Origin of the sequence: Halodesulfovibrio marinisediminis DSM 17456 (assembly GCF_900129975.1) — a bacterium.
Taxonomy (GTDB): Bacteria; Desulfobacterota; Desulfovibrionia; order Desulfovibrionales; family Desulfovibrionaceae; genus Halodesulfovibrio; species Halodesulfovibrio marinisediminis.
In genome coordinates, this window is the sequence record NZ_FSRG01000004.1 from 695239 (window position 1) to 720285 (window position 25047).

Sequence of the window (25047 nt, forward strand, 5' to 3'; positions counted from 1 at the left end):
TCAAGATAATGGCTTATCAGCTCTTTTGATTACTGGATAGCTGCGGCAATCTGGTTTCCATAGAGATACGTAAGAAGTGCCCCCGAAGCGAGAAAAGGGCCGAATGGTATATATGTTGTAGATATTCCTACTTTTTTCCGTAGTGATATGATGCTGAACAAAAGTGCACATAGGCTGGCGATGAGGACAAATATTGAAAGATGATCAAGCCCCGTAAGTGCCCCGAGCATTAACATAAATTTAACATCACCAAATCCCATGCCGTCGATCTTGCGAATAAGCTTATAGAGAGCTGCAACTGCCCATAATGCAAAAGCACCGATGAACGCTCCGAGCAGGGATTGTATGAAGTCGATGTGGAGTACGCCGGCGTAGCTAGCGGCGAGTATAACCACAGCTCCGGGGTATGTTAGTACATCCGGCAGAAGGAAGGTCTGAAGATCAATGGCAGACGCAACTAAGCATATGCCCCCGATGATCATGAGCGCACCCCATTCAGCTGGGGAGGAAGCGTGTAATGCAGCAAGGACAGCCCAAGCCATCGAGAATATCTCAATTAGTGGATAGAAGAACGGTATACGTACACCGCAGTGCTTGCAGCGTCCTTTTTGGATGATGAAGCTTACAAGCGGGATGTTTTCAAGGACCGAAAGTTGATGTCCGCATTGCGGACATTCAGAACGGGCAGGTTTAATAATAGTTTTGCCTGTTCCGTAACGGCTGGCACAGACAGAGTAGAAGCTGCCGAGAATAAGTCCCAAAAGAGCTGCAAATAGAATATACATGTGTTTTCCGTAATGCGTTTTTTAGAGCGTTACGTGAGAAGTTATTGTGTGACTGTTGTTTCATTGTACATAAAGCGCTGACGGAAGCTTGTCCAAGCTTTTGCAGTGCTTTTTTTGCGTGCCCTTCAAAATAGGGGGGATTTTGAAGATGTGTTTGTGTTTCGGCATGTTAGAGAGGTGAAGGGGCCGAGAGAGAATCTTTTGAGTTTATTGGTTTAATCTTTTTGTCTGATGTGAATTAAAGAGAAAATATATATTCCGAGGGGCGTTTTTGGGCATAAAAAATGTGTGTTTTGTTAACAATGAGAGGCAGCATAGATAGAGCCTATGGCAAGTCTCATAAATTAGTATTTAACATTTTACCTTTTTTAGCCCACAGTGCCTCCAGTCATTAACTGTCCGACAGGTGTCGGGCAACGGAGTATATAATGGAACATGTTATTTTTGTAGCATTGTGCTGGGGCGTTGGTGGATTCATCAACGGTATTGCGGGCTTTGGTGCCGCGCTTATTGCCATGCCCCTTATTACAACCATGGTTCCACTGCGTTTGGCAGTACCAAGTTGCACTATTCTCGGCGTTACATTGTGCCTGCAAATGGCATGGACGTATCGTAAACATATTGATTTCGATCGGCTTAAGCCTATTTACATCGGCACTGTCCCAGGTGCTGTTGTAGGTATTACAATGATGCAGGAGTTTCCTGCTCATTACCTGAAGTTAGGTATGGGCATCTTTTTGTTCATTTACGCGCTGTGGGGACTTTTCTTTGAGGGCAAAAGCCAAAAAGTAGTTCACAGAGGCTGGGGTGTTGTAGCGGGATTCTGCTCAACTGCCATCAGTTCATCTATTGGCATGGGAGGTCCTCCAACTATTGTGTATACCTCTCTTGCAGGTTGGGCGAAGGATACTGTTAAAGCTGGTATTGCTAGCTATTTTATTGTGTCCGGCGTGCTGGTTATTTCATTGCAGACTTATGCCGGAATCCAGACCAAGGAGACAGTCATGTTGTTTGCAGCAGCGGCACCGGCTGTTATGATTGGTGCTCGTCTTGGCGTGCTGTTATCTCGAAGAATAGGTGAATTTACTTACCGTAAGGTTCTTTTTGGAATGCTTGCTGTAATGGCGTGTATAATCTTGAGAAGCGCTGTTACACAATTAGTAGCGATTGCGTAAGACGATAAAATGCTATGTATTTTTCTCTCATACCTTGGAGCTAATTAGCATTGAGACTGACTTAGGCCACAAACTGACAAAAAGATGTTTTTGTACCCGTGCGTTGTTTTGAAAAACAATGTGCGGGATTTTTTTTGTATGATGTGAATTGGTATGCGTTCTTTGTAACAAATTAAATTTATTAAATAAGCCTGCAATATTGCTTGATGTGAAAGATAGTATCCTCTTATAAGATTTGAAAAAAGGACGCTTTTAAGGGCATCAGAGTAGTGGAGGCTTGCATGGGTGAGAACAGGCTATATTTTTTAGATAATCTACGTGCTTCAATCATTTTTATCGTAGTTTTGTTGCATGTGTCTCTTTGCTACATGATGTATGCTCCCAACTGGTGGTATGTGATTGATCCGGTAACAAGCAAGTTTTTCACGCTGCTAGTGGTGCTGATTGATGTACCGATTATGCCTGCTATGTTCTTTATCGCCGGTTACTTTGCGCTACCGTCGTTGCGACGGCATGGAGCTATGGAGTTTTTATGGCAAAAGGTCTGGCGTCTATTCTTTCCATGGGTATTGGGCGTTGTGGTTCTTGCTCCGCCAACAGCATTTATGATCCCGTTTACACGAAAGCTTCCTGTAGAGCTGTTTTCCTTCTGGACAAGTACATTTTGGACTGAGGCGTTTCAGCATTCAGTATACTGGTTTCTTGCGCTATTGTTCTGGATGTTTGTCGGGTTGACTCTGTTGTGGAAATGCATTCCAGCGTTACGTGAGTTAACTCGAACTCCTGCAACTGCTCCATTGTGGTTTTTTCCTGCGTTTGTAGCGGCGTCAGCCGTGTGTTTCTATATAGTTCTTCAATTTTTCCCTGTAGATTATTGGTTCGTCAGTTACCTTCTTTCATTTCAGCCGGAACGAGTTTTCCAGCACATTCTCTATTTTAGTCTTGGCATATGGGCTTGGAAATATGGTTGGTTTACCGACGGAGGCTATCGTCCCCGTAAAAGGGCATGGCTGCCTGTTCTTGCTATCACTATGGTCGTATATCTCACTGCAAAAATGGGATTCACAACTGCACATGCACCGTTGTGGAAAAAACAGCTTGTCCTCGCCTGTTCTTTTGCAACGTATTGCATAGCATCACTAATGGGTTGGAGTGCTCTTTTTAGTACGTGGGTAAACAGCAGCGGGCGGATCTGGCGCTCGGCTGCAGATAACTCGTACGGCATTTATTTTCTACATGCCTTGATTGTTTATTGGCTGGTGTATGTTTTGATTCCCGTACGATGCTCGATTTACTTGAAAGCTGCGGTTGTGTTTATAACCGCTATGGCGCTTTGTTGGTTCCTTACAGCGGTTATATTGCGAAAAGCACCACTGTTGAGGCGTATGTTTTAAGGGCCCTAGGAGAAAATAGATATGGTGGTGTTTGTAAAACTTATTCTTACCGCATTCTTGTGGGGAGGAACATTCGTAGCTGGCAGACTGCTTTCGGATGGAATGGGAGCTTTTTCCGCAGCTTTTTTGCGGTTTTTATTAGCATCGCTCTGTCTTATATGGATTATGTATTCTCGTGCCGGTGGTCTGCCGGTGTTGGACAAGAAAGGTTGGATTGGTGTCTGGCTTTTGGGGGCAACCGGTGTATTTGCCTACAATGCATTCTTTTTTACAGGGTTGCAGACTGTACCTGCGGGGAGAGCCGCAGTTATCGTTTCAACCAACCCGATATTCATTACGTTGCTTGCGGCACTATTTTTTGGAGAAAAGCTTAGCTCCCGTAAGGGACTCGGTATTTGTCTGTCGGTGACAGGGGCAACAATTGCGATCTCTCGTGGTGATCCTGTATCGCTTTTTACTGGCGGTTTAAGTGGTGGAGACTTTGCAATCTTTGGTGGTGTGGCTAGTTGGATTGCTTATTCCCTGCTAGGGAAACGCATGATGGGATTCCTGACACCGTATGCGGCGATTACCTACTCCTGTATTACAGGCACAATCATGCTTTTACCGTTTGCCATTTACGAAGGGATGATAAGTGATTTTTCCAGTTACACTGTGAACCATTTTCTATGTATCGCGTATCTTGGTGTGCTTGGTACTGTCATCGGTTTCACTTGGTTCTATGAAGCAATAAATACCATCGGTGCGTCACGCTCGGCTGTTTTTATTAACTTTGTTCCTGTAGCTGCAATCCTTTCTGGTTGGTTTTTCCTTGGTGAGCCGCTTTCGCTTTCGCTGCTTGCAGGTGTAAGCCTCGTTGTAGCAGGTGTTTATCTGACAAACTCTGCGGCAAAGCGTAATGCCTAAAAAGAGATGCATCCGCGGAATGTAAGAATATTGTTCTGCTGTCTACCGTCCAGAATATTTCAAGATAGTTACTAAGTAAAAATACAAGATTTTCTGAAGCATTAACGTGCGAAGAGACTGTTCGTTGATTATGACGTTGGGGTCCGCGAGCGGCTAGCTTTTTTGAATTATAATTGATGAGAGAATCAAGGGGCACATAGTGTGATTGTGCTTCCTAAGCAGCAACGAAGGGCTGTCCTATTTAGTTAGGGCAGCCCTTTTTTATTTTTGAAAGGTCCTAAGTTCGCTGCGTAGCAAAGATAACTCTCGGACCAGATAAAAAAGATGCGGTGTAGATAATCCACGATTTTCTGTGACCATCCGTGGTATCGTTGTTTTTTAATACGAGAAAGTGTGAGTAGACGATCTCGGAGATGACAATGAAAAAGCTTATTAATGATCCGGAAAATGTTGTGAATGAACAGTTACAGGGACTGGTGGCAGCAAATTCAGATCTTCTTTTGAATCTTGAGCCACGGTTCGTGTACAGGGAAAATATACCTGAGGGGAAAGTTGCCATCGTTTCTGGCGGCGGCAGTGGTCATGACCCACTGCATTGTGGATATGTCGGGAACGGAATGCTTGATGGAGCATGTCCCGGGGAAATTTTTACGTCTCCAACTCCTGATCAGATTTATGAGTGCGCAAAGCAGGTGCACCGAGGTGCAGGCGTGTTGTTTCTGGTGAAGAATTATACAGGAGATGTGCTTAATTTTGAAACTGCTGCCGAGTTGTGTGTGATGGATGGTATGCGGGTTCAGTGTGTCTTAATCGATGATGATGTGGCGGTAAAAGGCGGAGGACATACGGCTGGCAGGCGTGGAATCGGTATTACTGTGCTTGCTGAGAAGATTGTGGGGGCGGCTGCGCAGGCTGGGTATTCATTGGAAGAATGTGCGGACTTGTGCAGACGTGTGAACCAGAACGGACGTTCGATGGGGGTTGCTTTAAGTTCGTGCATTGTTCCGATTGTGGGGGAACCTACGTTTCTTTTGGGAAGCGATGAAGTTGAGATCGGCATTGGTATTCACGGAGAACAAGGCGTAGAGCGGAGGTGTATGTCACCCATGGATGAACTCGTAGAGAATCTTGTTGGACGTATTTTTTCAGATCCAGCCTACGTCCGTGTTGCTCGTGAATTGAATCTAGATACGGGCCAGTGGGAAGATGTGCAGCTTGTGAGTGAGCCTTTTGTAAAAGGTAATGAATTTATTGTGCTGGTGAACGGCATGGGTGGAACTCCTCTGGGCGAGCTGTACGGCGTGTACAGAAAACTTGTTGCTATATGTGAGGAGCGCGGCGTTAGTATTATACGAAATCTTGTGGGAACCTATATTTCAGCTTTGGAAATGCAGGGCTGCTCCATAAGCCTCCTGCGGGCAGATGATGAGATGGTGAAGTTGTGGGATGCACGGGTGGAGACGCCAGCTCTGCGTCGCTTCGGTCGTGAATAGAACGAAGAGGATAGGGATGTTGAATAAACGCATTGTGCTGACGTGGTTCGAAAGGGCTGCTGAATCTATGGCTGCCAATAAGGACGAACTGGGTATACTTGATGCCGCTATTGGAGATGCTGATCACGGGATTAATATGGACAGGGGGTTTAACAAGCTTCGTAGCGAGCTGCCGAAAATGGAAGACTTGAGTTTGGGAGAGATGCTTAAGCGTGCTGGTATGGTGCTTCTTTCCAGTATCGGTGGTGCAAGCGGTCCTTTGTATGGTGCATTGTTCCTTAAGGGAGCAATAACAGTTGGGGATGCAAATGAGCTTGATGCAGCAGCTTTTATGACATTTCTTGCTACTGGAGTAGCTGGACTGGTTGAGCGGGGAAGAACTGAGGAGAACGAAAAAACAATGTATGATGTGTGGGCGCCCGTGCTGCGTGAATATAAAAAAAATTTAGATGCAGGTATGGGATTAGAAGAAATTCTGAAGGCCTGTGTTGATGCAGCTGAGACAGGCATGAAGGCAACAATCCCCATGCTGGCTCTAAAGGGACGAGCAAGCTACCTCGGAGAGCGGAGTATAGGACATCAGGATCCGGGAGCAACATCGTCGTATTATCTTATTACGGCATTGTACGAGAGTGTAAGAGGGTAACCCTATGGTAGGTATTGTTTTAGTTTCTCATAGTAATCTTCTGGTGGCAGGGGTTCTGGAAGTAACTGAACAGATGACGAAAGGGACTGTTCCTGTGTTTGTGGCTTGCGGAACAGGTGATGAAGAGAACCCTATCGGTACTGACCCCATGAGAATCCATGAGGCTATTGTAGAGGCGCAACAGGGAGACGGGGTTATTGTGCTTATGGATTTTGGCAGTGCTTTGCTTAGTACTGAGGCTGCCGTTGAACTCTTGCCTGAGGAAGAGCAAGGTAAAGTATTTCTGAGTCCAGCTCCTTTTGTGGAAGGTGCATTGGCTGCGGTGGTTCAGTCGGCTGCGGGAGCGAGTGTGGAGACAATATTGAAAGAAATTGCATCCATTATGCCTACAAAATCCAAGCAACTCGGAATAGAAGTGAGAATACCTACGGCGCAAAAGGATGAGAATATGCCTCCATCAAAAGAGGAAAGTGAAGAAATTTCATTAGTCGTCCCCAATCATCTTGGACTTCATGCTCGTCCGGCAGCTCGTATTGCAGGAACTGTTGGCGGATATTCTTCCAATGTATGGCTCATTCGGGGATCTGATAGTGCGGATGCACGCTCGTTAAACCAGATTACCATGCTGACAGTGCAGAAGGGGGACGTTATTCAGTTCAGAGCCGTGGGGGCGGATGCTAAAGATGTACTAAAGGCATTGCAGGCGTTGGCGAATGTGAATTTTGGTGATGTAGATAAGCCAGACTTTCGCTTGCGAGGAGAACGAATGCCGGAAGGTGGTATAGCAGCAGCACCAGGCAGTGCTCTTGGTTCAGTAGTTTGGTATCGACCTACCTTACCGATTGTCGAACGAAAAATAGTTTCAGATGCTGAAAGAGAGATGGTTCGTCTGGCGGAAGCTATAGCCATGGCCCGGATTGAACTGGCAGACTTGGAGCATCAGGCTTCCGGTAATGTTGAGACTGCAGAGGAGGCAGAGTTTTTTGCCTTGCATAGTATGTTGCTGGACGATCCGTACATTACCTGTTCTGCACATGATTATATAACTAAGGCAAAATATAATGCTGAAGCTGCATGGGCAGAGACTATAGAGAAGACCATGGAGCGATACCGCACTTTGCAGAATGAATATGTTCGGGGCAGGGTTGTGGATGTGCTTGACGTTGGTTCCCGTGTACTGCGCGCATTAACGGGGGAAGAGTTTTGTGGTCCTAAGGTTGAAAATCCAGCTATTCTGATAGCAAACGATCTTGGGGCGTCAGATATGGCTAATCTTGATACGAAAAATGTGTTGGGAATTGTTACGCAGGAAGGTGGTGCTGCTTCCCACGTGGCAGTTTTTTCCAGAACTTTGAGAATACCCGCTGTAGTCGGGGTAAAAAGGCTTATCAGTTCTCTTCAAGATGGAGATGTTATAGGACTTAACGGGGCTACTGGCGAAGTCTGGATTTCTCCGGATGCAGGAGAGCAGGAAAAGCTGACGGCATTGCGTTCTCAGTGGGATGTTCACTTGCAGGAAGTGCGTAAGAAAGCAGTTGAACCTGCGATAACACGTGACGGTAAATCTGTACGAGTTGAAGTGAATGTGAAGAACGTGGATGAAATTCCAGTTGCGCTTGAAGCCGGTGCGGACGGGATCGGTATCTTACGTACAGAATACCTTTATCTGAACAGGGATAGTGCACCTTCTTCAGAAGAGCAGTATCAGGAATATAAAAGAGCTGCAGAAATGTTGAACGGGGAGCCTCTTGTTGTTTCAACTGCAGACTTGGGCGGTGATATTATACTTCCATACATGGAAAAGAGTCCAGTAGAGCGTAATGTTGCTTTTGATAGACGTGGAGTTCGTTTCAGCCTTGCTCATCGTGATTTATTTGTTCAACAGATTAAGGCTCTTATTCGTCTCGCAGCGGAGTATCCAATTAAAGTGTTGGTTCCGATGGTTTCCCATTTGACAGAACTGCGTGAAGTGTATGGTGTTTTTAATGAAGCACGTGTCATGTTGAAAAAAGAATCTATACCTGCTGCGCCTAACGTAGACCTTGGAGTCGTGATTGAAGTACCTGCATCTGTATTTCTTGCTGACCAGCTAGCACGCGAAGCAGATTTCTTTGTACTTGGTGGTGATGATCTTGCACGGTATGTGATGGTATTTGATGTTAAAAATTCTGTATTAGGTACAGAGTTTACACAGTTACATCCTGCAATATTGCGGATAATGCGTGACATAATTCGTCTGGCACATGAATCGGGGATTCCGGTGAGTGTCGGCGGAGGAATAACCAGTAATTTGCAGGCAGTTTTTGTGCTTGTTGGGCTGGGAATAGACTCGCTTGCTGTATCACCTACTTCGCTTGAACAGACGAAAGAGATGATTCGCACCATAGTAACGAGTGAAGCAAAAGAGGTTGCTTTGGAGGCAATGGATTTACCGGATGCTGAAAGCGTAAAGGCTCTTGTCTCCATGCACTGCTGTATGCAGTACTAACGTTGAATGCAAAATGGCTTGCCGTTTATTCATGAATGATGAGTCTGCGTGCAGCCCTTCTGAAGACATAGGCTTCATAATAGAAAAAACCCACTTGCTGCCAGGTGGGTTTTTCTGTCTAGGTTGTCTCTAAAATGCGTGGGGTAAGTTCCGGATTTTTTTAGGGATGAATTTCACTTAATTGAAAAAGAATCCATCTCTGGGAGGTACCGTCGCCGGGTTAATGCGACTTGAGACCGGAACAACGCGAAGACATTCATTAATGTGTATCTTTCATAGCTTATGACTTATCTCCAGAAAAAAAAGCTCAAGCACTATTTGACACTAGATTGTTGCAATAGAGACACACCTTTTTTGTTTGAGTAAACAGATGGTTGCTAAAAAAATAAAATATGTTTGGATGGTTGCGATAAATAATTTCTTTGTGACGGGCTGTGTTGCTGAATAGTAAGGATGGGGTTGAAGCACTTCTAACAGCGTAGCACGAGGAATGTGATGGCAGAAAGACAAAAGAAGCTTGGATTGGTTGGGTTAGTAGCCATTGTAGTGAGTGCCATGGTTGGCGGTGGAATATACAATTTGCCATCAAATATGTCAGAAGGTGCCGCAGCCGGTGCAGTTATGCTGGCATGGGTACTGACTGGGCTGGGGATGTTTTTCCTTGCTACGTCCTTCCGAGCGTTGTCGGATGCACGTCCAGACCTTGATTCCGGCATCTATGCCTATGCCCATGATGGATTTGGGGACTTTGTCGGATTTGAAATGGCATGGGGATATTGGTTGAGTGCTGTTTTCGGTAATGTTGGCTATGCTGTTTTAACTATGGATTCTGCCGCGTACTTTTTTCCGCCGGAAACATTCAGCGCACAGATTCAAGCTTTCATAGGCGGTTCTGTTCTTATATGGAGCATGTGTGCGATTTGCCTCTTCGGTGTGTCCACAGCCAGTGTGCTAAATACTATTACAACGATTGCAAAGATGTTGCCGTTGCTGGTGCTTGTGGTGATTCTTGCAATCTTTTTTTCAGCAAGTCATTTCACGTTTGATTTCTGGGGAGAAGCATCCGCAGGGCTTGGTGGGTTAGGTAAGCAGCTTAAAAGCACTATGCTTGTAACGTTATGGGCGTTTATTGGTATAGAAGGTGCTGTTGTTGTCTCTGGCAGGGCTAGGAATGCGGATGACGTGGGCAGAGCAACCATCATAAGCCTGCTTATGTGCCTTACTCTTTATGTTCTTATCTCTCTTCTTCCATATGGATTTTTATCACAGGCAGAACTTGCAAAGCTTCCTACCCCGTCCGCGGCTTATGTGTTGGAAAAACTTGTAGGGCCGTGGGGTGCATCTTTTATTAATGCCGGTGTGATCATTGCGTTGTTGGGTAGCTGGTTGTCGTGGACCATTATGGTGGTAGAGGTTCCGCATGTTGCCGCAAAAGACGGTGTTTTTCCTAAAATATTTGCAAAAGAAAATAGGCATGAATCACCATATGTTTCACTTCTGGTGACAAGCCTCTTTATGCAGCTGACCATGTTTGTTGTGTTGTTTGCTAAAGATGCCTGGTTGTTTTTGGTAGATATCACAGGTGTGATGATTCTTTATCCATATTTTGTCAGTGCAGTCTATTTGAGCAAGCTGTGCATGACTAATACCTATCCAGAAGACCAGCCAGTTTCTAAAAGCATGGCGCAGTTCTCCGGTGGGTTTGCTGCGGTCTATGCATTATGGCTTCTCTACGCTGCAACACCTAAACTGTTATTGCTCTCCAGCATATTATTTGCCCTTGGTTTAGGGGTGTTCTGGAAAGCAAAACGAGAACAGGGTGCTGCAGTTCTGTTTGTTGGATGGGAGAAAGTAGGAGCAGTTATGCTTGTAGGGATAGCAATAACTGCGGCGGTATTTTTTGGCAGCGGGTACGGTAAGTAATGGGGGCAACTAGCAGTAAGGAGCATTACGTGTCAGTGTCAGACTTTCATGTATTAGTGGCAGAGGACGAAACAACGCAGGCAGAGACCTACGTGAGTAATGCTGTGCATAGACTTATGCAGGAGCTGGAAAAGCAGAATGTACGCATTACCCGCTCCTACAGTTTTTGTGATGCCCGTATTATCCTGCAAGCAAATACACCTGTTGATTGCCTGTTGCTTAGTGCTAATATGCACAACGAGAATGATGAAGAATATCAGCAAGCGGAGCGTTTGATTCGAAAGTTGCACCGTAGACAGACAAATGTTCCGGTGTTCCTTATTGCAGAACGAGAAAAAACTACCTTAGCCATGTCCAGCCATTTAATGGAAATGGTGGATGAGTTTGTGTGGATTGTGGAAGACACCGCAGACTTTATAGCGGGAAGAATTGAGGCCGCAATGCGCCGTTATCGCAATCAGATGTTGCCGCCGCTGATGGATGCCTTAATGCGGTATGCTGCAATAAAAGAATACTCATGGGCAGCCCCAGGACACCAAGGAGGTATCGGCTTTACAAAATCTGCTGTGGGCAGAGTCTTTTTTGATTATTACGGTGAAAACTTATTTCGCACTGATATGGGCATTGAACGTGCTTCCCTTGGCTCTTTGCTCGATCACACCGGAGCTTTTGGTGACAGCGAGTTGTATGCAGCTCGAGTGTTTGGCTCACATCAAACCTATAATGTTGTTGTAGGAAGTTCCGGTTCCAACAGAACAATTATGCAGTCATGCATTACCAACAATGATGTCGTATTGATTGATCGTAATTGCCATAAGTCTATTGAACAAGGACTCATTCTTACTGGTGCAATTCCAGTTTACATGATTCCCACTCGTAACAGATACGGCATAATCGGACCTATTCAAGTTGCCGACATGACCCCTGAAGCCATTGCCGATACGGTGAAAAGGTCTCCACTCGTAAAACAAATGGATGGAAGACGGAGTCATGGTGCGTCTGTATACGCAGTGGTAACTAACTGCACGTATGATGGATTGTGTTACAACGCAAAGAAGGCAAAAGAGCAATTGGAGAAATCAACAGAGATTATCCATTTCGACGAAGCATGGTACGGTTATGCCCGTTTCAATAATATGTACGAGGATCATTTTGCCATGAATGGGGAACCGGATAAGCATGAGGGAGCTACCGTGTTCGCAACTCATTCCACGCACAAGCTTCTTAACGGGCTTTCACAGTCATCATATATTCATGTGCGTGAAGGGCGTAAAAAAGTCGATCCGACCATGTTCAACCAAGCTTATATGATGCACAGCACAACCTCTCCTCTCTATTCTATTGTTGCTTCTAATGATATCACTGCCGCAATGATGTCCGGAGAGAGCGGAGAATCACTTACGCAAGAAGTAATTCAGGAGGCCGTAGATTTCCGTAGAGCCATGGCACGACTTTGGCGTGAGCACGAGAATCACAAGGACTGGTTCTTTAAGCCATGGAATCCAGAGTATGTTCAGGTGACAGAACAGGGAGAAAAAGAATGGGTTCTTTTTGAAGATGCTCCCGTGGATATACTGACAAAAGATCAGGACTGCTGGCGGCTCAAGCCGAATGATACATGGCACGGCTTCGAGTTGGATGAAGATAATTGGTGCATGCTCGACCCTATTAAAGTCAGCATTCTTACCCCTGGTATGGGGGACGATGGCAAGCTGTTACAAGACGGGGTTCCTGCAGCACTCGTAACCCAGTATCTCACCCGTTTCGGGATAGTTCCAACACGTACAACAGACTTTCAGATAATGTTCCTCTTTTCCATGGGGATAACTCGCGGTAAATGGGGAACTTTGCTCAACACGCTTATTCGGTTTAAAGAGCATTATGACTCTGGCGATACCGTGCGTCACGTATTACCAGCCTTATTCAAAGCCTATCCTGATAAGTATGAAGGCAAGACACTCAAGGCACTTGGAGAGGAGATGTTTGCGTTCTTGAAATCAAGTGAAATGCACCTTGCTCTCGACAAGGCTTATACCAGTCGGTTCACTCCACTTATGAAACCACGTGATGCCTATGAAAAGATAGTGCAGCAGGAAGTTGAGCTTATTCCTTCCGACAAACTTGGAAACAGGGTTGCCGCTAATTCTTTGCTTCCATATCCCCCAGGTATTCCAATGATCATGTCGGGTGAAGCGTTTGGGACACAAGAAGAATGCCCCGCTATCCAGTACCTCAAGCATCTCGAAGATTGGGACAACCGATTCCCCGGTTTCGAGCATGTTACTGAAGGTGCTGAAGTCAAAAATGGTAAGTATCACGTGCTCTGTGTGAACAATAGGCGGCGTAGAAAGTAGTTGAGTTGCTTTAGTAAGGCTGTCCTTTAATCAAAGGACAGCCTTTTTTGATTACTTAAGTCGGCTGAATTAAAGCCGTGTGAAATATATAATGACGGGCTTTTTTCGCTAAATAAAAGTCTTTGGAAAGGAGGCTGGGGAAGAACCTTTCTACAGAAAGGTTTTCCCCAGCCGTCGGAGACAAAGAAAAAAGTACTTTTAAAAACGTTCGTTAGTAGCGCGGATTTCTTCAACGCGGAGCCGTGATTCGGAGTAGAGCGCGAGCGCGGTGACGGCTCGGTCGCAGACTGGGAAGACTGGCACGTTGTTCTGTAGGAAATGGTCGCGCAGTGGATCGTAAAGTCTGCCGCCATCGATAACACCAATGATTGGCTTGGAAGACTTTTTAGCCGCTTCTACCAGTATGTTGGCAATGGAACTACTGTCTTCCATGGAAAAGGCTGGTAATGTTGGCTCTGCGAGCGTGTGCATTGCAGGAGAGAGCGGGTCGAGGCCAACGATGATGGAGTCGACAGCTTTGTCTTTCGCGACTGTTGTGACTGCTTCTGCATGCAGTGTGTCGTTTGCACTTGGCGTAAGGTCAAGCGGGTTCTGGATGGTTACCAGAGATTGCAGTTTGTTTGCTTCAAGCATTGCGCCAATGGCTTTTTTGGTGCTGGAGCTGAACTGCGCTAAATCCATCTGGAAATCGTCGGAGTGGATAGAGTCTGCCATGCCTACTGCTTCGAAACCTGCACCGCTGATAGCCGCGAGGCGGTTGCCAGCGATTTTTTTGTTGTGGAGCATTTCTGCAAGCAGGAAGAGATCCTGAAACTCTTGGAAGGTACGGGCTACGAGTGCACCAGCTTGACGCACACAGCTTTCGCATACCATGTAGTCCCCAGCGAGGGAGGCGGTATGACCGCTGGTGGCTGTTTTTCCTTCAGGGGTACGACCGGCTTTGTAGAAGATTACTTCTTTGCCGTTGAGGATGGCTTCGCGAACTGCTTTGCAGAATTCAAGACCATCCAAGTCACTGAATCCTTCTGCGTAAACCGCAATTACATCTACATTGTCTGCGTCCTTGAAATATCGAACCATGTCTCCAAGGGTGAGGTCTGTCTGGTTGCCCATAGATATCATGTAGCTAGGATGCAGTTCAGGGCTCTGGCTGCATCGATGCAGCATAAAGGCGCCACTCTGGCTGATAAGCGCTGCGCGGTGTGGTGTAGTGCTACGGTTCTTTGGAAGCTTCTCTTCCGGAATGAACCATGTGTCGTAATTACCAGGATGGGAGACTACGCCCATGCAGTTGGCGCCGAGGAACACTGGTCCACCATCACCGTTTGAGTGGGTGGCATTGATGCGGGCGATAACTTCAGCTGCTCTTTCTTGACTGTCCTGAGTCTCACCCATGCCCCCAGGGATGAGCATAACACTGTTGGCAGCATCAAGAGTGATGATTTCATCTACAAGTTCTGGAACTTGGGCTGCGGAAACAGCAACAACGAACAGATCAAGCTTGTGATCTAAGCTTGCAAGGTTCGGTACGCAGCGAACGCCGTCGATTTCGTCGATGCCTTCACGAATAAGCGTGACGTTTTCTTTAGAGAATCCTTCAGCAAGAATGTTTTCGAGAATAATTCGTCCAAAGTTGCGGCGGGTTGCGGAAACGCCAATGATGCCGATGCGCTCTGGGTGCAAGAGGTTATGAATTTTGTTGATCGGACGCGGGTTAGCCGTTTTTTCGGCTTTGCCGAAGCGGCACATGCCATCCAGTGGAACCATTAGATAGTCTGTAAACGCAAACGGGTTGATTTCAAGCTCTTGGATTGTGAATGGAGCATCGCTGTTGGAAGGAGAGTAGTAGCGTCCCATTTCAATAAAGGAACTGAAGCACTCAATGAGCTGCTCGTCAGTGACGATACGACGCTGACCGCGTGTGAGACCGGCAAGTTTGCGGTAAGAAATAGTTTTGCGGAACAGGGCAAAGAATGCTTCACCGTCAACAAGTTCAGTGGAGGCTGCGACGATAGCCTGTCCTTTACGGAAACGCTCGGCATAGAGTTCGGTATCTGTTCCGCCAAGACCGGCGCTGATTACCATGCCGAATTCACGGGTATAACGAAGACCAACAATAAGTTCGTTACCGAATGCACTGGAATCTGGCGGCATGAACTGTACTTGCAGCACACCTTTTAGATCGCGGCTGATGGCTTTAATCAGCGCTTCATTTTTCAGCCCCTTGTAGGCTTCCGGTGCATGGTCAGGATTACGTTCGATGTATGCTGCGTAGTTTTCCGGCACTTCGTATTGCATGGCGCGGACAGCAGAACGGATTTTTGATGGTTGTTTTTCTACAATGCGTACGCCGCCTACTTCTGTTTTGTGAATGATTGTAGGGGATACGATTTTGAGTACAGCCTTTTCGCCCGGAATTGCCATAAGCTCTTCATCGGAAAAACGTGCGCCTCGAGGAAGAAGGTTTGCAATAGGTGGTGTTTCTGCGCCAGAGTTAGCTAACAGATTGTACACTTCATATTCATATAGAAAGTCCCTGCCTTCTGTGTCAGCAGCGGAAAACAACTGGGTAATCTTTTCAAAATCTATCAATGTGTTCATAGCCGTCTCACTTGAAAAAAATCTGTAGGAAAAACAACTGTACGAACTTTTGACGTTTTTGTCTTCGATGTGTTTTTGTTTTCGACTATGTGGAAAAAGGATTGGGGAGTGCAGTTGCTTGAAGTTGTAGACGCACAAAAAAATACGCTAGTAGCATAAGAAAATGGCAAGGGTTTTAGTTGGAAGTGGGGGGAGATATAAAAGAGGGGGCTTGCGTAACGCAGGAATTAAATAATCGGGGCAGGGAGAGAGAGGTTTCCTGCCCCGATTAGGTGTCTTGGCGTATGGTAGTTGCTGGCCCATACAGTAAGACATAGAATAGAGTTGCTGTCACCATAGTTGCTAATGGCTGACAGAAACAATGTATATTTCGCATGTGACATTTATGTTACGATGCATGATGTTCAAACAAAAAAACGACAAGGGTTTGAAAAGTAAGTCATATTTTTTAGTGAACACCGTTTTCAGTAGTGGCTATAATCCAAGGGATTCCGGAAGAGTTTCAACGAACGCTTTAATTTCGTCGCGGACTTTACGGTAGCATTCTAGTTGTTCTTCTTCAGATGCCCCTTGTTCTGCAAGCTCTTTTGCCTGTGCAGGAGGGTCTGGGAAGCCTACATGGACGACTTTCGCATTGCCCGGAAAGTAAGGGCAGGTCTCATGTGCATGACCGCACACGGTAACCACAACATCAAAATAGATATCGTCAAACTCGCTAAGCAGCTGGGAAGTGTGTGAAGAAATATCCACACCTGCTTCTTTCATTACTGCTACAGCATTCGGGTTAAGGCCATGGGTTTCAATACCGGCAGAATAGGCATTAAGGACATCGCCTTTAAGATGTTTTGTCCAGCCTTCCGCCATCTGGCTGCGGCAGGAGTTGCCTGTGCATAAAAAGAGAATATTAATTTTTTTGCTCATGGTTGTTCCTAGTCAGAACAGCAAGCACTGCGCTGTTTTCTACAGATATCTTCAGGAGCGCTGGAAAGAATTTTCTGTAGTTGGATAAGGTCTTGCTGTACTTCGGTACAAGTTTCAGATTGTTCGTGAATCCATGCCAGAAGCGATTTTGGATATTCGATGTCTTTGTTAAGTCTGTAGAATATCCATCGGCCTTCTTTTCTAAATTGTATAAGCTCTGCATTGTGCAGCACGCCTAAATGGCGTGAGACAGTGGCACCGGCTATTCCCAGCAGTTCTGTAAACTGGCAGGCGCATAGTTCATCGTTTTCCATTAACGCGATGACAATGCGAAGTCGGTTCTGGTCGGATAGCGCTTTCAAAGTCTGAGTAAGTTTTTGCATAATCGTCCCGGGACATGTGTTTACACATAAAGCTAACTTCTTTAACTGCATGTTACAGTGCGTGGACAGTTCTGTGACGGAGTGAAATACTTTGTTTCCCCGTCACTTTTTTTACACTGTGCTTGCTAAAAAAATTTGCTTTTAAGGCGTCGACATTCCCTATGAAGCTGTTGGGCGCTTCATTTAGTTGTTTGGCTAAATATCGTGTCGTCCATATGGCTGTCAAGATTCGGGGCAGACAGCTTTAATTGTGTGTTACGGTATGGACTGCACGGTACAACGTGTTCTCCTATTTAACTCGTTGAATAGTATGTTCAATTGTGTAGTTGCCTTTAGCTTTTACAGTACATCCAGTGGACATACCTGTAAGTATGATACTTAGTATGGCTGTATAGATATATAATTTGAACATAATTTCTCCAAGGTTGACCGACTAGCAGAGTCACCAGATATTCGGGATTCGTCAAGCATATGTAAGAGTAAGTCTGCTGTTTTGGACAGATAAAAAAGAAGCCCCCATCCGGCAACAGCAAATTCGCTGTGCAGCCTGACGGGGGCTTCTTACGCTATGGTATACAGGTACTCGAACTAGTATTTCTTGCGTGGGTTGAAGTTTGCCCCAACAACAGAGAATGTGTTTTCAACAATGAAAATTGCGTTCGGATCTGTATCAAAAACTATGGATTCAAGCTGTTTCATACGGATGTTGTCTGTAATGCAGAACAACATGCTGACTGCTTTACCGGAATATGATCCGGTACCCCACACGAGCGTACCGTTCAGGCGGCGGGCACGGCGCATCTGTGCCATTATCTCTTCGTTTTTGTAAGAGATGATTCGTACAGCCTTTTTTTGGTTGAACATGGAAAGTGCATATTCAGTTACGTACGAGCTTAAAAAGAGCATGATCAGTGTGGTTACAACAAGGTCAGGGTTAAAGCGTACCGCAATCAGACTCATGAGGATTGCGTTGATAACGAAGTAGAATACACCGATACGCAAGCCGAATTTTTGGTTAAGAATAACAGCGAGCACATCAAAACCACCACCAGCACCGAAAGAGCGCAAAATGATGCCGCTGCCGAGTCCCATAATGACACCGGAAGCAATAGATGCAAGCAGTCTGTCCTGAATATGGAGATTCAGAGAAAAATATTGTGTAAGAAATGTTACAAGGAGCATGCAGTAAAGGTTCAACAAGAAGAATCTCTTGCCGACACTGCGCCACGCAATAACAAAGATCGGGATGTTGAAGATAAGGTACCACTGTGAAGTGGTAAAAGTATCACTGAGGTAACTTCCGAGAACTGCGAAACCGTAAAGGCCTGCAGGAATAAAATTGTGATGCACGGCAATGCCGTTGTATCCCACGATAAAAACGACTGAGCCGAGGGTGAGAAGAAAAATGTTCCACGGAAGGGAGTAGGCAAGAGCATGACGGTTAAACTGCATTGTGCTTTCCTTTTGTTTTACAGCTTAGATTGTGCTCCGGTAAGGCCGGTTTCAGGATATTCTGTGCGCCAAGTAACGTTGTGCTTTGGCAGGCCGCATATGTGGCGAATGCCGAAATTGGTTTTTTATATAAAAAAAAGGCTCGAACACAATGTTCCGAGCCTTTGTAACAGCAATAAAAGTCGCAGCTTATCGCAGCCGCGTATGTTCGAGCGTATTCCAAGGCTCGTGGAATACGCACGCAAAGATGCTTTCCATACTGGAAAGCGTTATCTGACTATTGGCGATCTGCGTATTCTGCATACAAAGTCCTTGGTTAAAATTAATAAAAAGGGGCAGGAAAATTTCTGGTCCCCGTGCCTGATGACGGGCTATCTATACGATAGTTTTTGCAGCGTCCAGTGGAAAAAAAACTTTTTTTAATAAAGATTTTTTTCACAAAGAATGTAAAGAAGGGGCTGTATTATGTCTTATAATCAAGGTTGTTAGCGTTTGAAGACTTAGTCTGCCGACTATGTTCGTGAAGTTGTTTTTTAAGAACTGTGGCTATTCGGGCTTTCTAACGGGGAACGGACGTCTAGTGATGGCTACTGCCAGTAGTTTTACTACATACGAAAGAGTATTAGTGAAGAATTTACCATATGGTGTTTTGAGCGTTATTAAGACGTAATATTTGGCAGGTTGTAGAAAAAATGAACAAGCAGGCAAGAATGGTTATAAAGGCAGAAGATGGGGAACGAGGTACTGCATTAAAAAAGACTGGCTAACCATGTAGCCAGTCTGAAGAATGTAGCTCTTGAATTGGTTATTACTCTTCTTCATAGTCATCTGGACATTCGTGTTGGTGTAAGAGCACTGCAAGTTCTTGTAAGCTGTTCGTGAGTGGTGAATCAGGGAATAGGTGGCAGTAGGGGGTCCCGTCGTTGATAGCAATGAAAGTTCCCTTTTGATCGTCCGGCAGGCATGTGATGCAGTCTACACCAATGGTTTTCTCCATTTCAAATTTTGAGAGCGTATTACCGGAAATACATCCGTTAAGTACCAAGGACAGTTTGCAGAAGTTTTCAAAACCGCCTGCCGTGATGGTTTGTACAAAACGCTTGGCACTTCCCATACAAGGTTTTGTAGGCATTGTTATAAGCAGGCTGTCGTCAGCCATTTCCATTACTCTGTACAGACCGGCATCAACCCTGCTTCCCATATCAATAACAACTGTTCTAAAGGCATCTGCGGCGGCTATGATCATGGCGGAAACTGTTTCTGGAACAACACTTCCTGTTCCCAAAGTCACTTCAGGCGCTACTAGTGCCAGTATTCCGCTACTGTGATGATACATGGCGCTTTTCATATATGATGCATTCATTAATTCAATTTCTTTTGCAGCATGCCTTCTGTCCCGTTTACATGGTGTGTTTAGAAAGGTTGCCACGTCTCCATACGGTCTGGAAAAATCAAGCAGACCGACTTGCTTGCCCTCTTTTGCAAAGCACGCTGCAAGGTTTACAGCAACAGAGGTTGTTCCTGAACCGCCTCGTGCACCCATAACGGCAATTACTTTTGAACGATGAGCTTTGCTTGGATCGACAGCTCGGCTTGTAAGATAGTCTTCCAGTGCCCGTTGCAAAATAAGTTTGCTCACGGGATAGCTGAAGAAGTCCCGTGCTCCAGAAATAAGTGCTTCGTGCTTATTGCCTTCTGTGTATTGTGATGCACAAACATACACTGCACCGTAGTTGTGTTTTTTTGCCTCGATAATACGATCTTTAATTTCATTAGAATATGTTGTGCAGCCGATAACAAGAACTTCTGGCTTGGTAAGCTGAAGTGTGTTTATCAGATGTGTAAAGTGTATTTCACACAGCATATTATGTAGAGCACCTGCAATAGTCGGATCACTGGCTTCTAATTTTATGTATAGAGCTTCTTCAATTGTAGGCATGAATTCCTCCGCTTACTCCTATAGGCAAGTAAGTAATGCAATTTCAGCTATGTGAATGATCGTTTTTTTAATCTACGTTCTTTTCTTCAATACTTATTTTTTCTGCCTTAGGAATGTCGTTTGGTGTCGTGTCTACCAGAATACGCCATACGCCTATTGCAAACGTTATACAGATTATAACGAGCAAGATGTTTCGTACTGTACGCGATTCAGAAACTTTAAGATCTTGAACCATTTATTATTCCCCAAAGTAAAATGGATATTGTTTTTATGCACGGTTGGTAAAGTGAGTGTCTTAGTTTCTCCACTAGCAGTGTAATATGTGAGTGCAGCAAGAACATATGATATTGAAAAAAGTATATTCTTATTGTGTAGATGCGTTTTGAATCTGTAGTGGCATTTATGTATGTATATGATCATGCAAATGCCGTGTTGCTGTTTTGCTAATTTGTTTGCCTTTGTTTATTTTATCTAATAAAAAAAGTATGTTGTGAGTGTTTGTGGCAGGTTGAATGCTCAGCCAGTTTTTAATCTGTCGTATTGTCTTTTTTGTAAAAAGTTAAAGAAATAGCAATGTAAACCGATGGGGTATAGAAGAGGTTCCTTATAAAAAAGGAAATACGTGGGTGTTGTCGTGAAGAGTGTTCGGGCAAGCGTACGAGGGATGTACGCTTATACTCTTCCAAAAAGGGAGAAAGAAATTATGCAAAACCAGAGAGTCTTTCTTGTTGCTCTCGTATTGGTTCTGTGTGTGCCATGCATTGCTTTCGCAGCTAAGTTTGTGGGTTCGGCTGCATGTGGTGAATGTCATGAAGCAGAGCACAGTCGTTTTATGCAATACTCTAAAAAAGCAAAATCGTGGGAGAGTATTGTGGTTATGGCGCCAAAACTTACAAAGGCAGAGCAACAAGAGTGCTACGAATGTCATACGACAGGGTACAAGCAAGGGGGATTTGTTAGCTACGAAGAGACTCCGGAACTTTCAGATGTAGGGTGTGAAACATGTCATGGACCTGGTGCGGCACATGCTGAAGACGGCGATCCTGATTTAATCAAGCGTAAGCCTGATCCAAAAGATTGCACGGTATGCCATAGCGCTGCTCGTGTGAACGATTTTGGGTTTAAACCGCTTGTAAACAGTGGTGCACACTAGGAGGACATAATGTCGATACGGACTTCGTTAGGTGCGAAGATTTCGCTCTTAATTACCTTTATTTCGTTTGTTGTGTTCGCCGTTCTGATAGGCACTTCCACCTATTTGCAGCATGATGGAATGCTGGAACAACTGAGTCAGTCTTTGACGCAGACATCGCAACTGGTACAGGAAGCTATCGAGCGTCCGATGGTTGTCGGTAACGATGAAGGGACAACGGGAGAATTTGTTCGCCTCGGGAAAGAGTATCCTGATATGAAAGTTCATCTTGCAGATTTTGCAGGTGAAGTCACATATTCAACACAAGAGGCTGACATTGATAAGCAGATAGCAGAACTATTACCTATTGATGGTTTTGCGGATGTGTCAAAACGAGCATTAAAACAGCCTGTAAAAGAGAATCTGATTGTGAGCGGTGGCGACAGTCCTGTTTTTGTCAGAGTTATCTCAATTCCAAACGCGCCCTCCTGTAAGCACTGTCACGGTGCATCAAAACCAATTCTCGGACAGCTAGTTATTACGAAAGACATCTCAGGGGCTATGGATACAATCGCGTTGCAAATGTATGAGAACATCGCGATTTCATTTGCCGGACTTCTTGTTCTCGTCCTGAGTGTTGTGTTCTTCATTCGTAAAGTAGTTATTCGTCCTATTGAACAGATTGCTTCTTCTTCAGATGCCATTAGTAATGGTGATTTTAACGCACATTTCTTGGTGAACAGTGAAGACGAGCTTGGTAATTTGTCTAAAAACCTTGGTGCAATGGTTGATAAGCTCAAGGTTGAACTTGGTTTCTCCAAGGGCGTTTTGCGCGGCATGACGGCACCTATTCTTATCTGTGATGTTGACCGCAAGGTTACTTCGACAAACCAGCAAGCAATTGATTTGATGGGGATTGCTGGAACGCCGGTTGATTACAAGGGTGTTGCGGTCTCTGATTTTGTTGTTAACGATCCATGTTGTGATCGCATTATTAGTGATGTGATGACATCGCACAGACCTTCTACCGGTAATGAAGGTGTCTTGGAAAACTTTGCAGGTGAAGAACTCACCCTTATTTTTGATGCCGCGCCTATCTATGATCTGGATGGCAAGATGCTTGGTGTGTTTGTGATGATTACAGACATGACGACCATGCGTAGGCAACAAAGCAGAGTTGAAGAACAGAACGAGAAGATTACTCAGGCCGCAAATTCTGCACGTGCCATTTCAGAACAGGTATCTTCTGCTTCTGAAGAGCTTGCGGCGCAGATACGACAGTCGAGTAACGGTGCTGATGAACAGCAGAAGCTTACAGGTGAATCCGCAAGTGCCATGACGCAGATGAATGCATCTGTTCTTGAGGTTGCCCGTAACGCATCGGATGCAGCCGAACTAGCAGCATCGACACAGGAAAAAGCTGTTGAAGGTGGTCAGGTTGTTGATCAGGCAGTGGAGAGAATTCATGCTGTTGCTGACCAAGCTCAGGCTTTGAAAGAAGAGATGACTGTACTCGGTCGTCGTGCAGATGGTATTGGTCAGATTATTACCGTGATTGAAGATATTGCAGACCAGACAAACTTGCTTGCATTAAACGCCGCTATTGAAGCTGCTCGAGCAGGTGATGCGGGCCGCGGTTTTGCTGTTGTTGCGGATGAAGTGCGCAAACTTGCAGAAAAGACAATGAATGCTACTCGCGAAGTTGTTGAGTATGTAAGTGCAATTCAGACAAGCACACAGCAGAACGTTGAGGCTACAGAACGAGCTGTAGAGCTTGTGGATGATTCTACCGAGCTTGCAACCCGTTCTGGTGAGGCATTAAAATCAATTATGAAAATGGTTGAAGCAACTGCTGATCAGGTTCGTGCAATTGCTACTGCATCAGAAGAGCAGTCTGCTGCAAGTGAACAGATTAATAGTTCTGTTACGGTAATTAATGACATCTCTGAACAGACAGCTGCTGCCATGACAGAATCTACTGTAGCGGTAGAATCGGTTGCACAGCTTGCACAGGATTTGAATGGTATTATTGAGAATATGCGTTCCTAGGCTGAGCTAGCTATAGCAATTGTATAGGAAAAGAAGAAAGGGCAGAGCAATGACTCTGCCCTTTTTTTGTCTTATGTAGTTAGCTTCTATCGTTAATCATTCATTGATATTGTTTGATCAAGCTGTAGGAAGAAGAACTTTTCTGTGTACTCAAGGTGAAATGAAAAAGGATGAAGCAGATGCTTCATCCTTTTTCCGTGATTTCTTTTGGTAGACCGCTAATAGGTGCTTTGTTTGTTTTGGGATGCAGGGGGTACCTACCCCTGTTTGTTAAGGTCCGGCTGACAAACTTACCTTAGCGAAATGTTAGAATGCCTTTGACGCAACAGGTCTGCTGGCTGGTTGCTTGAAAGCAGATCCCCCTTTCTGATTGTTGAGAATTGCTTGAAATGCTTGATCCCGTTTGGCAGCTCTGTTGATGAATTCGTCAGCGATTTTTGTAGGTCCGTTGCATTCGTTTACGAGGTAGTGTTGCAGGTGTTCAGCTTTGGAGAAACTGAGTGCCCCGTGCAGGGTGCGTCTGCTAGGATAGTTGATATGGAATGTTGAAGAGAGGATGAATTTACCGATTGAGGTTTTGTACAGCTTCAGCTCCCACCAGTTTGGTGTCACGCCCATCAATTCTCTGTCATCAAGGCTCACAAGCAATTCACCTGTAAATACTAGGTCTTCTTTGCCATTTCTTTTCAAGGAAACTGTTTGCATAGTAAGCTCCTGTGAAGATAATTTTTTATATTGGGTGCAGTGTAACGGCAGAAAAAATTGATAAAAACAAAACGCTATTAATAGCTTCAGATAGTGCCATAAAAAAAGAGTACTATGAAAGTGTAGTGCTTTTTTTATGGCGGGGTAGCAATGATAATGTTTGTTGCACTGCAAGATACCAAATAAAGGGGGGAGGAGTGTGGCGAAGAAGGGAAGAAAATATGAAGGAAAAAAAGCGGATGTTATAAAAATGCAGATGCGCCGGAACTTACAGCTCCGGCGCATCGCAACCACAACAACAAACCAGTCAGGAGGGGAATCTATATTCCCCCATATATGTATCGCACATAGGCGATTACAAACGTAATCAAATGCTCCCAGTTTGCAGGCTGATATGCATAGAAACAAAAAAAGCCCGCATTAGCGGTGCCTAAATAAGAAACACGGGGCGACTGGAAAGAGGGAAAGAGGACGCAAGAAAACGCAATAATGGTTTTATGGGTCCACTCTGTCCTTTTACCTGAGAGTTTCACTGCACTGGGAAAGCAGTTTGCTCCTTCGGTGCTCCTTGCGGAGTCTCTCCAGAGGCTCGTCCGAGCAGCAGTCCTTTTGCCTGAAAGAGTTACATCTTCGGCGCCGTTTCTTTTTTTGGGGAAAAAAAGACGGTCTCTCCTGCTACCTTCAACCGAGATCCATATGTT

The 25047-nt window shown here is 45.1% G+C and carries 19 protein-coding genes and 1 riboswitch; of the genes, 10 read left to right on the forward strand and 9 right to left on the reverse strand.

Translation table 11 applies throughout. The annotated features are described in order from the left end of the window. Nucleotides 1-29: 29 nt before the first annotated feature. Entirely contained in the window at nucleotides 30-785 is a 756-nt protein-coding gene (locus tag BUR09_RS07580; RefSeq protein WP_074216325.1) for a prepilin peptidase, read from the reverse strand. Nucleotides 786-1213: 428 nt separating this feature from the next. Between BUR09_RS07580 and BUR09_RS07585 the strand changes: the two genes are divergently transcribed. The 8 genes from BUR09_RS07585 (at nucleotide 1214) to adiA (ending at nucleotide 13164) form a co-directional block, all read left to right on the forward strand. After that, nucleotides 1214-1960, forward strand: a complete 747-nt coding sequence (locus tag BUR09_RS07585) for a sulfite exporter TauE/SafE family protein (RefSeq protein WP_084539388.1) — start codon at nucleotides 1214-1216, stop codon at nucleotides 1958-1960. Between the two features lie 281 nt (nucleotides 1961-2241). Further along, entirely contained in the window at nucleotides 2242-3354 is a 1113-nt protein-coding gene (locus BUR09_RS07590) for an acyltransferase family protein (RefSeq protein WP_074216327.1), read from the forward strand. A 21-nt stretch (nucleotides 3355-3375) separates the two neighbouring features. Then, the gene (locus BUR09_RS07595; protein WP_074216328.1) at nucleotides 3376-4260 is read left to right on the forward strand and encodes a DMT family transporter; all 885 of its coding nucleotides are present in this window, start codon (nucleotides 3376-3378) and stop codon (nucleotides 4258-4260) included. 419 nt (nucleotides 4261-4679) lie between these two features. Continuing rightward, nucleotides 4680-5753: a dihydroxyacetone kinase subunit DhaK gene (dhaK, locus tag BUR09_RS07600; RefSeq protein WP_074216329.1), complete on the forward strand. Its 1074-nt coding sequence runs from the start codon at nucleotides 4680-4682 to the stop codon at nucleotides 5751-5753. A gap of 16 nt (nucleotides 5754-5769) precedes the next feature. Continuing rightward, nucleotides 5770-6399, forward strand: a complete 630-nt coding sequence (gene dhaL / locus BUR09_RS07605) for a dihydroxyacetone kinase subunit DhaL (RefSeq protein ID WP_074216330.1) — start codon at nucleotides 5770-5772, stop codon at nucleotides 6397-6399. Nucleotides 6400-6403: 4 nt separating this feature from the next. Further along, nucleotides 6404-8887 (forward strand): phosphoenolpyruvate--protein phosphotransferase, encoded by a 2484-nt coding sequence (gene ptsP, locus BUR09_RS07610; protein WP_074216331.1) that lies wholly within the window; start codon nucleotides 6404-6406, stop codon nucleotides 8885-8887. Between the two features lie 495 nt (nucleotides 8888-9382). Beyond that, complete coding sequence (locus BUR09_RS07615; RefSeq protein WP_074216332.1) at nucleotides 9383-10810, forward strand: basic amino acid/polyamine antiporter; 1428 nt, start codon at nucleotides 9383-9385, stop codon at nucleotides 10808-10810. A gap of 29 nt (nucleotides 10811-10839) precedes the next feature. Continuing rightward, nucleotides 10840-13164, forward strand: coding sequence for an arginine decarboxylase (adiA, locus tag BUR09_RS07620; RefSeq protein ID WP_217694177.1), 2325 nt, complete (start codon nucleotides 10840-10842; stop codon nucleotides 13162-13164). 198 nt (nucleotides 13165-13362) lie between these two features. Here the strand turns inward: adiA and BUR09_RS07625 are convergent, their stop codons facing one another. From BUR09_RS07625 to BUR09_RS16830, 7 genes are all read right to left on the reverse strand, one after another. Continuing rightward, nucleotides 13363-15765, reverse strand: a complete 2403-nt coding sequence (locus BUR09_RS07625; protein WP_074216334.1) for an acetate--CoA ligase family protein — start codon at nucleotides 15763-15765, stop codon at nucleotides 13363-13365. 474 nt (nucleotides 15766-16239) lie between these two features. Further along, complete coding sequence (locus tag BUR09_RS07630; protein WP_074216335.1) at nucleotides 16240-16686, reverse strand: arsenate reductase ArsC; 447 nt, start codon at nucleotides 16684-16686, stop codon at nucleotides 16240-16242. 8 nt (nucleotides 16687-16694) lie between these two features. After that, on the reverse strand, nucleotides 16695-17069 hold the full coding sequence (locus BUR09_RS07635) for an ArsR/SmtB family transcription factor (protein ID WP_074216336.1): 375 nt from the start codon (nucleotides 17067-17069) through the stop codon (nucleotides 16695-16697). Nucleotides 17070-17358: 289 nt separating this feature from the next. After that, a complete protein-coding gene (locus BUR09_RS17130) occupies nucleotides 17359-17481 on the reverse strand; it encodes a hypothetical protein (RefSeq protein WP_281248139.1) in 123 nt (40 codons plus the stop codon). A 176-nt stretch (nucleotides 17482-17657) separates the two neighbouring features. Then, nucleotides 17658-18521 (reverse strand): YitT family protein, encoded by an 864-nt coding sequence (locus tag BUR09_RS07640; RefSeq protein WP_074216337.1) that lies wholly within the window; start codon nucleotides 18519-18521, stop codon nucleotides 17658-17660. Nucleotides 18522-19329: 808 nt separating this feature from the next. Beyond that, nucleotides 19330-20460 carry an AAA family ATPase gene (locus BUR09_RS07650; protein ID WP_074216339.1) on the reverse strand — a complete coding sequence of 377 codons (1131 nt, stop codon included), beginning with the start codon at nucleotides 20458-20460 and terminating at the stop codon, nucleotides 19330-19332. A gap of 67 nt (nucleotides 20461-20527) precedes the next feature. Beyond that, the gene (locus BUR09_RS16830) at nucleotides 20528-20695 is read right to left on the reverse strand and encodes a hypothetical protein (RefSeq protein WP_175566004.1); all 168 of its coding nucleotides are present in this window, start codon (nucleotides 20693-20695) and stop codon (nucleotides 20528-20530) included. 468 nt (nucleotides 20696-21163) lie between these two features. Between BUR09_RS16830 and BUR09_RS07655 the strand changes: the two genes are divergently transcribed. After that, nucleotides 21164-21613, forward strand: a complete 450-nt coding sequence (locus BUR09_RS07655; RefSeq protein WP_074216340.1) for a cytochrome c family protein — start codon at nucleotides 21164-21166, stop codon at nucleotides 21611-21613. Between the two features lie 9 nt (nucleotides 21614-21622). Continuing rightward, complete coding sequence (locus tag BUR09_RS07660; protein WP_074216341.1) at nucleotides 21623-23641, forward strand: methyl-accepting chemotaxis protein; 2019 nt, start codon at nucleotides 21623-21625, stop codon at nucleotides 23639-23641. A 306-nt stretch (nucleotides 23642-23947) separates the two neighbouring features. On the opposite strand, the gene BUR09_RS07665 is transcribed toward BUR09_RS07660, so the two are convergent. Beyond that, nucleotides 23948-24346 (reverse strand): hypothetical protein, encoded by a 399-nt coding sequence (locus tag BUR09_RS07665; RefSeq protein WP_074216342.1) that lies wholly within the window; start codon nucleotides 24344-24346, stop codon nucleotides 23948-23950. 498 nt (nucleotides 24347-24844) lie between these two features. Beyond that, nucleotides 24845-24941, reverse strand: a riboswitch (glycine riboswitch). Nucleotides 24942-25047: the final 106 nt, after the last annotated feature.

What these genes read in the sequence shown, in the direction of transcription:
- BUR09_RS07650 (WP_074216339.1), bottom strand. Translation starts at nt 20,460, where the DNA reads ATGCCTACAATTGAAGAAGCTCTATACATAAAATTAGAAGCCAGTGAT.
- ptsP (WP_074216331.1), top strand. Translation starts at nt 6,404, where the DNA reads ATGGTAGGTATTGTTTTAGTTTCTCATAGTAATCTTCTGGTGGCAGGG.
- BUR09_RS07655 (WP_074216340.1), top strand. Translation starts at nt 21,164, where the DNA reads ATGCAAAACCAGAGAGTCTTTCTTGTTGCTCTCGTATTGGTTCTGTGT.
- BUR09_RS07590 (WP_074216327.1), top strand. Translation starts at nt 2,242, where the DNA reads ATGGGTGAGAACAGGCTATATTTTTTAGATAATCTACGTGCTTCAATC.
- BUR09_RS17130 (WP_281248139.1), bottom strand. Translation starts at nt 17,481, where the DNA reads ATGTTCAAATTATATATCTATACAGCCATACTAAGTATCATACTTACA.
- dhaL (WP_074216330.1), top strand. Translation starts at nt 5,770, where the DNA reads ATGTTGAATAAACGCATTGTGCTGACGTGGTTCGAAAGGGCTGCTGAA.
- BUR09_RS07595 (WP_074216328.1), top strand. Translation starts at nt 3,376, where the DNA reads ATGGTGGTGTTTGTAAAACTTATTCTTACCGCATTCTTGTGGGGAGGA.
- BUR09_RS07640 (WP_074216337.1), bottom strand. Translation starts at nt 18,521, where the DNA reads ATGCAGTTTAACCGTCATGCTCTTGCCTACTCCCTTCCGTGGAACATT.
- BUR09_RS07630 (WP_074216335.1), bottom strand. Translation starts at nt 16,686, where the DNA reads ATGAGCAAAAAAATTAATATTCTCTTTTTATGCACAGGCAACTCCTGC.
- BUR09_RS16830 (WP_175566004.1), bottom strand. Translation starts at nt 20,695, where the DNA reads ATGGTTCAAGATCTTAAAGTTTCTGAATCGCGTACAGTACGAAACATC.
- dhaK (WP_074216329.1), top strand. Translation starts at nt 4,680, where the DNA reads ATGAAAAAGCTTATTAATGATCCGGAAAATGTTGTGAATGAACAGTTA.
- BUR09_RS07585 (WP_084539388.1), top strand. Translation starts at nt 1,214, where the DNA reads ATGGAACATGTTATTTTTGTAGCATTGTGCTGGGGCGTTGGTGGATTC.
- BUR09_RS07635 (WP_074216336.1), bottom strand. Translation starts at nt 17,069, where the DNA reads ATGCAAAAACTTACTCAGACTTTGAAAGCGCTATCCGACCAGAACCGA.
- BUR09_RS07580 (WP_074216325.1), bottom strand. Translation starts at nt 785, where the DNA reads ATGTATATTCTATTTGCAGCTCTTTTGGGACTTATTCTCGGCAGCTTC.
- BUR09_RS07625 (WP_074216334.1), bottom strand. Translation starts at nt 15,765, where the DNA reads ATGAACACATTGATAGATTTTGAAAAGATTACCCAGTTGTTTTCCGCT.
- BUR09_RS07615 (WP_074216332.1), top strand. Translation starts at nt 9,383, where the DNA reads ATGGCAGAAAGACAAAAGAAGCTTGGATTGGTTGGGTTAGTAGCCATT.
- BUR09_RS07665 (WP_074216342.1), bottom strand. Translation starts at nt 24,346, where the DNA reads ATGCAAACAGTTTCCTTGAAAAGAAATGGCAAAGAAGACCTAGTATTT.
- BUR09_RS07660 (WP_074216341.1), top strand. Translation starts at nt 21,623, where the DNA reads ATGTCGATACGGACTTCGTTAGGTGCGAAGATTTCGCTCTTAATTACC.